General features: G+C 63.1%; 1 protein-coding gene. It reads left to right on the top strand.

Annotated features, from left to right (window positions below; all coding sequences use genetic code 11):
- Positions 1–339, top strand: a 339-nt coding sequence (locus AB1462_RS32515) for an Ig-like domain-containing protein (protein WP_367249239.1), incomplete at both ends; no start/stop codon positions are given.

The raw sequence follows: 339 nt of genomic DNA, 5'->3' as shown, positions 1-339 counted from the left end.
ACGGCGGCCCGCTGACCTCGGCTCCAGCCAACGGCACCATCACCGTGACTGCGGTCAACGACGCGCCGGTGGCTGCGGAAACTGCTGCGACCGGTGCTGAAGACCCAAGCGTAGGCATCGCGGTCAAGCTGTCCGCCACCGACGTGGATAGTCCGACGGACGTTAAATCGTTCACCGTCGGCACGCCAACCAATGGCACCTTCTACACCGACGCGGCGATGACCAAACCGGTGACCGGTTCCATTGACGCGGTCAACGGCGAAGCGACTGTTTACTTCAAACCGAACGAAAACTTCCACGGCACCGCGGACTTCACCTACACCGCGACCGACGGCGGCA

Origin of the sequence: Pseudomonas sp. SB113, assembly GCF_040754745.1 — a bacterium.
GTDB lineage: Bacteria > Pseudomonadota > Gammaproteobacteria > Pseudomonadales > Pseudomonadaceae > Aquipseudomonas > Aquipseudomonas grimontii.
Note: the sequence above shows the minus strand (reverse complement) of the source record. Positions and strands in the feature narration are given on the sequence as shown.